Source organism: Limosilactobacillus rudii (assembly GCF_014145455.1).
Taxonomy (GTDB): domain Bacteria; phylum Bacillota; class Bacilli; order Lactobacillales; family Lactobacillaceae; genus Limosilactobacillus; species Limosilactobacillus rudii.
This window is the reverse complement of record NZ_JACIVB010000024.1, coordinates 1-9,904: the sequence shown is the minus strand read 5'-3', so window position 1 is coordinate 9,904 and position 9,904 is coordinate 1. Positions and strand designations below refer to the sequence as shown.

9 protein-coding genes, 1 tRNA gene and 1 pseudogene are annotated in these 9,904 nt (G+C 34.7%); 8 read left to right on the top strand and 3 right to left on the bottom strand.

Annotated features, from left to right (window positions below; genetic code table 11):
* Positions 1-41: 41 nt before the first annotated feature.
* A tRNA-Asp gene (locus H5S39_RS01275) sits at positions 42-116 on the top strand.
* Between the two features lie 589 nt (positions 117-705).
* Here H5S39_RS01275 and H5S39_RS01270 read toward each other — a convergent pair.
* The gene (locus H5S39_RS01270; RefSeq protein ID WP_182595272.1) at positions 706-1,197 is read right to left on the bottom strand and encodes an antibiotic biosynthesis monooxygenase family protein; all 492 of its coding nucleotides are present in this window, start codon (positions 1,195-1,197) and stop codon (positions 706-708) included.
* 377 nt (positions 1,198-1,574) lie between these two features.
* Here H5S39_RS01270 and spxA point away from each other — a divergent pair, with 377 nt between their 5' ends.
* The 4 genes from spxA to H5S39_RS01250 all read left to right on the top strand — a co-directional run bounded on the left by spxA (position 1,575) and on the right by H5S39_RS01250 (position 5,286).
* On the top strand, positions 1,575-1,976 hold the full coding sequence (gene spxA, locus H5S39_RS01265) for a transcriptional regulator SpxA (RefSeq protein ID WP_182595271.1): 402 nt from the start codon (positions 1,575-1,577) through the stop codon (positions 1,974-1,976).
* A 128-nt stretch (positions 1,977-2,104) separates the two neighbouring features.
* The gene (locus H5S39_RS01260) at positions 2,105-2,779 is read left to right on the top strand and encodes an adaptor protein MecA (RefSeq protein WP_182595270.1); all 675 of its coding nucleotides are present in this window, start codon (positions 2,105-2,107) and stop codon (positions 2,777-2,779) included.
* 85 nt (positions 2,780-2,864) lie between these two features.
* Positions 2,865-3,908, top strand: a complete 1,044-nt coding sequence (locus H5S39_RS01255; protein WP_182595269.1) for a competence protein CoiA — start codon at positions 2,865-2,867, stop codon at positions 3,906-3,908.
* Position 3,909: 1 nt separating this feature from the next.
* Positions 3,910-5,286: a C69 family dipeptidase gene (locus tag H5S39_RS01250; RefSeq protein WP_182595268.1), complete on the top strand. Its 1,377-nt coding sequence runs from the start codon at positions 3,910-3,912 to the stop codon at positions 5,284-5,286.
* Positions 5,287-5,329: 43 nt separating this feature from the next.
* Here the strand turns inward: H5S39_RS01250 and H5S39_RS01245 are convergent, their stop codons facing one another.
* The gene (locus H5S39_RS01245; RefSeq protein WP_182595267.1) at positions 5,330-5,968 is read right to left on the bottom strand and encodes a DsbA family protein; all 639 of its coding nucleotides are present in this window, start codon (positions 5,966-5,968) and stop codon (positions 5,330-5,332) included.
* Positions 5,969-6,131: 163 nt separating this feature from the next.
* On the opposite strand from H5S39_RS01245, the gene yjbM reads away from it, so the two are divergent.
* From yjbM to H5S39_RS01230, 3 genes are read left to right on the top strand one after another with little or no spacing between them, the layout of a single operon-like run.
* Positions 6,132-6,788 carry a GTP diphosphokinase gene (gene yjbM, locus H5S39_RS01240; RefSeq protein WP_182595266.1) on the top strand — a complete coding sequence of 219 codons (657 nt, stop codon included), beginning with the start codon at positions 6,132-6,134 and terminating at the stop codon, positions 6,786-6,788.
* Between the two features lie 3 nt (positions 6,789-6,791).
* Positions 6,792-7,604: an NAD kinase gene (locus H5S39_RS01235; RefSeq protein ID WP_182595265.1), complete on the top strand. Its 813-nt coding sequence runs from the start codon at positions 6,792-6,794 to the stop codon at positions 7,602-7,604.
* Complete coding sequence (locus H5S39_RS01230; RefSeq protein ID WP_182595264.1) at positions 7,604-8,500, top strand: RluA family pseudouridine synthase; 897 nt, start codon at positions 7,604-7,606, stop codon at positions 8,498-8,500. Before H5S39_RS01235 ends, H5S39_RS01230 begins: the two co-directional genes overlap by 1 nt.
* 42 nt (positions 8,501-8,542) lie before the next feature.
* Here the strand turns inward: H5S39_RS01230 and H5S39_RS01225 are convergent.
* Positions 8,543-9,491, bottom strand: a pseudogene (locus H5S39_RS01225) (IS30 family transposase).
* Positions 9,492-9,904: the final 413 nt, after the last annotated feature.

Sequence of the window (9,904 nt, the reverse complement as noted above, 5' to 3'; positions counted from 1 at the left end):
AACCCGGAGGTCGTTGGTTCAAATCCAGCCCCCGCAATTTTGGTCCGTTGGTCTAGTTGGTTTAGGACGCATCCCTGTCACGGATGAGATCACGAGTTCGAGTCTCGTACGGACCGTTGTATTTAGCTTAAGGACGCTAAGTTCTTAGGCTTTTTTATATATTTAATAATAATTGTTAAATATTACTGTTTAGTGTATTAATGTAGCGTAAGGTAAGTACCCAATAATGGTAGATTCAGGCCTTCTAAACCATAAGTAACTTAGTTTAGGAGATTTTCACTGTAAGCAGTCAATATGTGTTGTTATTAACCGCTTACGTTAATTAAGTAATTAAAATTAGTTGTGTTAGACGATAGAAGTAAAATAGTTCACTTAGAACATTGTTTTTAGTTTCTATTAAGTAGTGTTATCTGGGATTAAAACTTTGTAAAAAACATACTTAATTAAAAGGTATGTCGATCTATTATGAGCTTTTAAGTTAGTGTAAACAGTTAAATCTACTACAATCGGTATATTATTGTTAAGCTAGGTTAGAAAAATTATTTAATTTCAAAGTTTAACCAGCTCCAGTGACTGTTAGTGTCTAAACGTATATGTATCTTTAGTTGCTATTTAAATGGGGCTTTAAATAAAAATATCTGTTATTAAACATGGTTTACCTTATGTTTAATAACAGATATTAATATATAGTTACAAACTAGCGATTTAGAAAACTGATTTGTAAATTTCGTCATAGTAACTATTATCTGATCCCATACTAGTAAAGTTCTTTAACGATTTAAATGACTCACTATTTTGCCAGTTGGTTAGACTTTCAAAGTCTTTCCAGGATGTTAATAAGACTAGTGTTGTCGCTTCAACTTTGTTATCTACAGAAAGCAAATAACCACCATTCATATCTGAAGGATCTTCGATAACTTTTTGAAGAGAATTATAAAGTAGCTTTTGACGATCACCATTTACTTGAAATGATTGGTAATAAAAAAGGCCGTTTAAATTTGCATCAAGTGTTTCATCAAGGACTGATAGCTCTACTGGCGATTTAAAAATGGTATCTTTACCGGAAAGATCGAAGAGAGCTAGCTTCCTAGTATGTGTAGTGGTTTGCATTAGTTTGAAATGTCGTTCGGGATACTTATCAATAATGGATTGTAAAATTTGTCGTGAACCAAATGTTAAGCTAATTTTTGTTAACATATTAATTCCTCCTCAGAAGTTAGTAATCATTTAATATTATAATACACTTTATGGCAATTATTAAATTTTAGAAGCGAGAATATTTGCATACTTCCTGGTTCATTGCATCTTCTTATAAAAAAGCGGTCAGGGAATCTAAATTGCAGATGTCGATAGTATTTTAATTGATGCTGTTACATTTGAATTGTAATTATGGGAGTAAGGACGCTTTAAATTGATAATTACTTGATTGTGTTTATTACTAAATTTAATGCAATTTAGCTTACAAAAAGTCAATAACTTTACTTATATGACTTTAATTTTAATTAAATAGGTAGTATAATAATAAATGTATTAATGAATGTTCTAATTAAACTGAAAAGGGAGGCCACTAACAAATGGTTACATTATACACGTCTCCGAGTTGCACGTCTTGTCGTAAAGCTCGTGCATGGTTAAAAGAACACGATATTGCCTACACTGAACGAAATATTTTTTCTGAACCACTATCTTTAAATGAAATCAAAAATATTTTACGGATGACTGAAGATGGAACAGAAGATATAATTTCTAAGCGATCGAAGGCATATCAAAACTTGAATGTTGACCTTAATAACTTATCGATGAAGGATCTTTTTAAATTAATTAGTAAAAATCCGGGCTTATTACGTCGTCCCATTATTATTGATGATAAGCGACTTCAAGTTGGTTATAATGAAGATGAAATTCGACGGTTCTTGCCACGTAAGGTTCGTGAACTTGAGCTTGTAGAAGCACAGGAAAAGGCAAATATGATTTAACTCTAAGAATATGGAAAGTGATGAGCTTTCCTTTTTTATTTTTCTTTTAACCTTGTAACTTTACATTTAACCGAAAATCCTTACAATAGAAGTAACATCTAGTTTCGGTAAAGAGGAGGTGCTGCTCAATGGAAATGGAACGCATTAATGAAAATACAATTCGTGTTTTAGTTGATAATGACGATTTGTCTGCTCGTGGGATCACTATTTTAGATTTATTAGGTGATCATCAGCAGATTGAAGACTTTTTTTATAGCATTTTAAAAGAAGTAGATACAGATCATCAATTTCAGAATAACGATGCAGTTACTTTTCAGGTTATGCCGACTAATAACGGGTTAGAATTGTTTATTAGTAAAAATGATTCAAACTTAGCTGGAAATGAACAGCATGGGCCAGGTAATGATCAAGTATCACAGTTTATTAAACAACATTTAATTCAAAAGCGTACAAAGAATCAAGAACAACGAAATACAACTATTGATAATGAAAGTTCTGATGTAAAGGTACAACGAACAAAATGGCAAGTTGTTGTTTTTAGTTCATTTGAAGATTTAATCGATTTTGCAAAAATTGCCGAGGACAATGATGTATCATCGTATCTATATAAGTATGATAATAGATATTATCTAGCGCTGGCTTATAGTGATACTAATTTTAGTGGTACTACAGTTAAAGATCAACTTGCAATTGCATATGAATATGGAAACCCAACGGCAACTACGGTTGATTTTTTAAGTGAACATGGCAAAAAGATAATGTCAGTATCAGCACTTCATTTAATACGTCATTACTTTGATTAAGCTGTAATTGAGAAATTTCTCAATGCAGCTTTTTTTAGTGCAAATTTAAATAAAATACGTATATATAATTATAGGGGGGGATAAAATGTTAGTTGCAATGAGTAATGAACGGCTGATTATTGCGAGTGATGCTAATCGGACTAATGACAAATATTATTGCCCCGGGTGTCGACAAACTGTTCTTTTGCGTCACGGGAAACATCGAGTTCCTCATTTTGCTCACAAGAAACATACACTGTGCGGATTTAGTGAAGGTGAGACTTTAGAGCATTTACGAGGTAAAAAACAAATTTATCAATGGATGAAAATAAAAAACTGGCATCCACAATTAGAAGTTTACTTACCACAGATTAACCAGCGTCCCGATATTCTTTTAAATAATGAAAAACAAAAAATAGCAATTGAATTTCAATGCAGTCCGCTAAGCTTAGAAAGAATGATTGAACGAAACAAGGGATATAAGCGTGTTGGAATAACCGTATGGTGGATATTGGGTGCGCCATATTTTAGTCGATTAGGGAATAAAAAGATTGTACAATTTACCCAAATTCTGAATGGGAGGCCCGCGTTATTATTTTGGGACACTAAAAAAGATCATTTAATTATTAAATATGATTATTGGCGTTGTTCGTATAGTAGTTTAAAATTTGATCAGGAACTCATTATGAATAAACAAATTAAGATGTTAATAGAACAGCAGCATTGCCATTCAAGTAATGAATTAAGGGAGCTTGCCATTACCACTTTTAAATTAACTGGCCGAATACTCGCACAGTGCCCGCTGGTTTGTCATGATTTGGTAGCGAGTTGGCCAGCGATGAGTCAACCCATTATTCTTTGGCGGATTGGTGTAATATTAAAATTGATGGATTTCCCAATATTTTATTCTTGGCGTATTGACGAGTGGAAGAGTTTGTTAATGAGTGTTGGGCATCATAAATGGCTACAATCAGGATGTATTAGCGGTGATATTTTAAAAACATGGGTAATTCACCAATATACTAGCGAATTAATTCACACTGAAATAATTTTTTGTAGTAATAATCATTTTATTTTGTGTCAACGACCACATTGGGTTAATCATCCGCAAGCAAAGTTAAAAATACAGCACAGGAAAAGGAGTGCTTAATATGCAGCATACTTGTACAACCTTTTTAGCAGGAAAAAAGGCGACAATAGACGGCTCAACGATTATTTGCCGTGAGGAAGATTATGGAAATAGTTTTGATCCACAAAGATTTGTTCTTATTAAACCGGAAGGACAGCCGCGGGAATACCGTAGTAAAAATACGAACTTTAAACTAAAACTACCGATTCCTAAATTGAAATATACATCAACACCTGACGCATCTGATAAAGAAGGGGTTTTTGGTGCTGGTGGAATTAATAGTGCGAATGTTGCAATGACTGCTACTGAAACAATTACTACAAATGCTTTAGTATTATCTTATGATCCCTTTAATAATGAATCGGGAATTGGTGAGGAAGACTTTGTCACTCTTGTTTTGCCATATATAAAAAGTGCTAAAGAAGGGGTTAAGCGTTTAGGCGAATTATTATCAAAATATGGAACTTATGAGGCTAATGCTATTGCTTTTAGTGATAAAAATGAAGTTTGGTATATGGAAACAATTGGGGGTCATCATTGGGCAGCAATTAGAATCCCTGACGATGCTTATGTCATTGCTCCTAATCGCTTTAATATTACAAATTTTGATTTTGACTCACCTAATACAATAAGTTCTTTCGGATTAAAAGAATGGATTGACAACAATGATTTAAATGCTGACCAATCTGGATACAATCTTCGCCATATATGCGGAAGTGAGACAATAACAGATACGGTTTACAACAATCCACGAGCATGGTATGTCCAACAACAATTAGGAACGCCAAATATAAATCCGCAAAGTAATGATTTACCATTTATCTGTTATTCAAAAAAGAAGATTAGTGTTCCAATGGTAAAGAAATTAATGAGCTCGCATTATCAAGGCACGAATTATGATCCTTATAGTTTGAAACAAGGTGAAGCACCGTTTCGTTCAATTGCGTTAAACCGTAATTTAGAATTACATATCTTACAGATCCGTGGCAATCTTCCAACAAATATTGCTGGGGTTCATTGGTTGGCATTTGGTCCTAATACATTTAATGCTGTCGTTCCATTTTATGCTAATGTTGATGATACGCCAGATGCCTATCGGAACACCAGTACTGACTATTCGATTGATGATATGTACTGGTTAACTCATACTATTACAGCTATTGGAGATCATAACTACCGTCAAGCGCAAAGCCTTGAAGAGAATTTTGAGTTACAAGTAATGTCTAAAACATTATCTTTACAGCACCAAGCTGATGTGAAAAGTGAGGGTCGTCAAGATATTAGTGCTTATCTGACAACGGTTAATGACCAGATGGCCGAAATTGCGATGAATGAAAGTAAAAAGTTATTAGGAGATTTGGTAAAATTAGCATTTACAAATGAAAAATTGCAATTTTAAAAAGCAAAGAGCTAAAACCAAAATTGGTTCTAGCCCTTACTTTTTAATTATTATTTTGGAGTATTGTTAATTTAGGAGCTTGATAGCTGTTTGCTAAATCATTTAGTGATACTTTCGAATCCAATTCGCCGCTTTTGAAAGCATTAATTAAAGTATCATAATTAAAATTTGGAATCATTAGGCCGTAGTCAGAATCATTGGTGTTAAATACAACAGCAGTAGCAGTTTCAGTAACACCAAGATCACTAGCAATTTTTTGATCTTGCCGAAATGCTTGTTTTGCCAGTTGACTTTGCCGATCTTCTTGAAACATCTCAAGATCTAGATCTGAGTCACTAGCAATTTTATTAGCTAACCCATCACTGTAATTTAATCCCTGCTTGATCAATGCCGATTGTAAAAGTAATAGGTAATGACGTCCACGTTTACGTCCTTGAAATAGCGCAGCTTTGTAGTCTAGTATAACTTGATTAAGTGTCTTTGATACTCGCTGCCTAATGGTAAGATCGTGCGGGTTAAGGTGGTAAATGTCAATAGTGTTATCGATCGTTTTCATATTGAATAGTGGTACAAATTGATAACTTATCTTTGTATTTAAATCGTGATCGATTTTTAAAACATCTTTTTCACACCGTAAGCAATGCATCCCTAATGGATTCACAAAAAGATGAAGTTCGAGCATAATCACCCCTCCGATCATTTATATACTCAAAATTCTAGTCCTGTGAACATAATTATTTTTGCAAATATTTGTTAATTTGTAAAGAAATTAGTTTTGAGACAAAAAGCAGAGTTATTTTCTGAAATGTGCTAAAATATACGGAGATTTAACAGGAGGCTGAATTATGATTGAAGATTGGCAGCATTTTCTTTTGCCATATCAACAAGCCGTAAATGAATTAAAAGTCAAATTAAGGGGAATGCGTAAGCAGTTTCAAGATCAAACTCAGCATTCACCAATTGAATTTGTGACTGGAAGAGTAAAGCCAGTTGATAGTATAAAAGAAAAGATGATTAGGCGACATGTACAAGAAGATCGCTTAGAGCAAGATATGCAGGATATTGCTGGGTTACGGATAATGTGTCAATTCGTAGAAGATATCTATAAGGTTGTTGATTTATTACGGCAACGTAGTGATATGACTATTTTAGAAGAACGGGACTATGTGACAAACGTAAAGCCAAGTGGATACCGTTCGTACCATATTGTTATAGAGTATCCAGTTCAGTTAATTACTGGGGAGAAGCGAATATTAGCAGAAATTCAAGTTCGAACTCTTGCAATGAATTTTTGGGCAACTGTTGAGCATTCATTGAATTATAAATATCAGGGCGAGTTTCCTAAAGAATTAGCTGCTCGTCTACAGCGTGCTGCAGAGGCCGCCTTTAAACTAGATAATGAAATGTCGGAAATTAGGGAAGAAATAAAGGAAGCGCAAACGCTATTTTCTAATCGAAAATCAACAAGTAGTATTGAAAGTGAAGATGAATTGAAGAGGTAGAACATGAGAATTGGAATTTATAATAATGAAACAGCAGAATCACAACGAGTAACAAAATTATTAATGTCTGAAATGAAAAGAGCTGGGTTAACTTATGTTGAAAAAGATCCAGATGTTGTTGTCACGATTGGTGGTGATGGAACGTTGCTATCGGCTTTTCATCACTACCAAAAAGAGTTAAATAATATCCGCTTCGTTGGTATTCATACTGGACACCTTGGATTCTATACCGATTGGCGTAGCTTTGAGATTGATGATTTAGTTGATAGTTTGTTGAAAGATAGTGGCCAAGCCGTATCATACCCATTACTTGATATGACCTCAACGTATTCTGATGGTAAAGTAGAAAATTATGTGGCACTTAATGAGTCAACGATTAGAAATGTTACTCGAACAATGGTATGTGATGTATTCATTAATAATCATTTATTTGAGAATTTCCGTGGGGATGGATTATGTATATCAACGCCTACAGGTTCAACCGCATATAATAAATCTGTTGGAGGAGCAATTATGGATCCAAATAGTATTGGTTTCCAGTTAGCAGAAATGGCGTCACTGAATAATCGAGTATTTCGAACGTTAGGTTCCCCAATTATTTTTGGTGCTAATACAAAATTAATTTTACGATTACGGGATGAAAATGGACATGTGTTGACTTGTGATCGTGATCAATGGATGTTGAAGAGTGAAAAGGAACGTTACCTGACTGAATTATGTTATAGTGTCTCGAAGCAACGGATTTACTTTGCCCAATACCGTCATAATAATTTTTGGAATCGTGTAAAGGATTCGTTTATTGGTGGCGTACATTAATGGAATTTACCTGGATATATGATCACCAAACGTCACGTAAACTACGTGCTGCCTTAAAAATGTATGGCGTTTCATCATCGCTACTAAAGGTGGCTATTTACCACGGTGGAAAGATGAAAATTAATGGGGAAGATAAGTGGGCCGTTGATCAGGTGCATTATTTAGATAAGATAACCCTTGTTCTTCCCCCTGAAGTCGCTAATGATAATGTAGATATCAGTAATGCACCGATTGATATTGTATATGAAGATCAGGACTTTTTAATTATGAACAAACCGGCTGGTGTAGCAACTGTCCCAGCTCATAATGTAGAGGTTGCAGATAGTTTAGTAAATCGTGTTCGAGGATACTATAAAAAGCAAAATTACGAAAATCAAGTAACACATGTTGCAACTCGTTTAGACCGAGATACTAGTGGTTTGGTTATTTTTCCTAAGCATCGTTTTGCCCATGCAGTTCTTGATACCCAATTAAAAAAACACTTGGTTAAAAAGAATTATCTAGCACTTGTACATGGGAATGTCCCAGCTCAACATGGATATATTGATGCGCCAATTAAAAGGGACCCTACTTCTTTTGTTAAGAGAATAGTAGGGAAAGGTGGTAAGGCCTCGGTTACGGAATATTGGAGTGAAGCTAGCAATAGTCGTGCTAGTTTAGTAAAGATTAGGCTCCATACGGGACGCACGCATCAGATACGTGTTCATTTTGCAGAAATAGGTTTTCCATTAATAGGCGATAGAATGTATGGCGAAAGCTCAGATATTATTAGCAGGCAAGCCTTGCATTGCTATTGGTTAAGTTTTTATAGTCCCTTTCAAAGAAAAAACATAACGGTGTCTGCACCGTTACCTAATGATTTTCAGGATGCAGTAAATTATTATATTAAAGGTTAGTTTGTATTACAAAATTAATAAATCCCGAAATGTCAATTTAAATTAGAAAAAAGTTGAAAGTTGTTCATCTGTGACGTGACTTAAAAATACCTTAAGTGGTGTACGGTAGTGCAGTGACTTCCATGGAATGATATTTCGTTTGTGCATCAGCTGGGTGATTAGTTCATCTTGCAAGTTGCGGAAGTCTAATCGTTTACTGAGACCATCACGGCGTAAGATACCATTGTTGTTTTCGTTTAAGCCACAATGATTAGGAGCAACAACTTCCGTAAAATAAGTGTGAAGATCATGCTTATTGGCAACCTCACGCCAGCCGGCAAACTCCATACCATTATCAAAGGTAATTGACTTAACAAAATGATGAGGCATTTTAGAGAGCCACTTATCTAAGCGATAGTTGACTGCTTCATCGGTCTTCCGGTGAACATTAAGCACAATCATCACCTTAGATTGACGTTCTACCAGCGTCATGACCGCGCCACGATGAGCTTTTCCTTAAACGGTATCAGCTTCAAAGTGACCGAATTCGTGTTGGTAATGAGGGAAATCATGGTATTGCTGGTAAATACTCCGACCGAGATGCCTAGCCTTACCACGGTATTCGACATAGCCATTGGGGTGTCGCTTGCCTTTCATCGGTAATTGTTGGACAGTGAAAAATTGTACTGTCTATGGGCAAACATCCGATAAAGCATCCGCATACTACAACTAATCGATCGTTCTGCCCGACCAATAATCGTATCAGGCGTCCAACCAGCTTTTGATGTAACTGATCTTATCTTTAGCTAGCCGCGCCTGCTTGCGACCACAGCGATGCTTGTTACGTTGGTAAGCCTCAAGATACTGTACCGCTATAAAGAAACCAATAGATTCGGTAAATAGTTTCTTGGCTCCGCTTGAGTAATTTAGCAGCTTGGTAAGCTTTTGTACCCTGATGCCAAAAATCGGCTATGAGGGTTAGTTCACGTGTGGTAAGATGTTTATAAGTCATTTGTGATGTTCCTTTTACTTTTGTTTGTGGTTATTCAAAAGTCTATCACAAATGGCTTTTTTATTTTTCTAACTTAATTTTTACAAACGGCGAATATAATTTATGAAAAAGTTATTGTAATGAGGGAAATGATTAGGTATAATAAAATTCCTGTTGTCAGTAGCCAACTAGACCAATTTTAATTAGAGTTAATTAAGAAAGTGTATCTGAGAAATAAACAAATGTTGCTGTTATCATTTGTTTGTGAGAATCTTTGATATCCTAATAACTAATTAAATTTACTTTTTATAAAAAATTGTTGACATGAAGATGATGACATGATATATTAATAAAGTTGCTGATTGAGTTATCGATCAAAAGAAATTCTGAATTATTTAAAATTTCTTCTTGACAAGTTAAATCAACATATGATA

Bases quoted from the DNA above. Each gene is read 5' to 3' on its own strand.
- yjbM (WP_182595266.1), top strand. From the start codon at position 6,132: ATGATTGAAGATTGGCAGCATTTTCTTTTGCCATATCAACAAGCCGTA.
- H5S39_RS01250 (WP_182595268.1), top strand. From the start codon at position 3,910: ATGCAGCATACTTGTACAACCTTTTTAGCAGGAAAAAAGGCGACAATA.
- H5S39_RS01230 (WP_182595264.1), top strand. From the start codon at position 7,604: ATGGAATTTACCTGGATATATGATCACCAAACGTCACGTAAACTACGT.
- H5S39_RS01245 (WP_182595267.1), bottom strand. From the start codon at position 5,968: ATGCTCGAACTTCATCTTTTTGTGAATCCATTAGGGATGCATTGCTTA.
- H5S39_RS01235 (WP_182595265.1), top strand. From the start codon at position 6,792: ATGAGAATTGGAATTTATAATAATGAAACAGCAGAATCACAACGAGTA.
- spxA (WP_182595271.1), top strand. From the start codon at position 1,575: ATGGTTACATTATACACGTCTCCGAGTTGCACGTCTTGTCGTAAAGCT.
- H5S39_RS01260 (WP_182595270.1), top strand. From the start codon at position 2,105: ATGGAAATGGAACGCATTAATGAAAATACAATTCGTGTTTTAGTTGAT.
- H5S39_RS01270 (WP_182595272.1), bottom strand. From the start codon at position 1,197: ATGTTAACAAAAATTAGCTTAACATTTGGTTCACGACAAATTTTACAA.
- H5S39_RS01255 (WP_182595269.1), top strand. From the start codon at position 2,865: ATGTTAGTTGCAATGAGTAATGAACGGCTGATTATTGCGAGTGATGCT.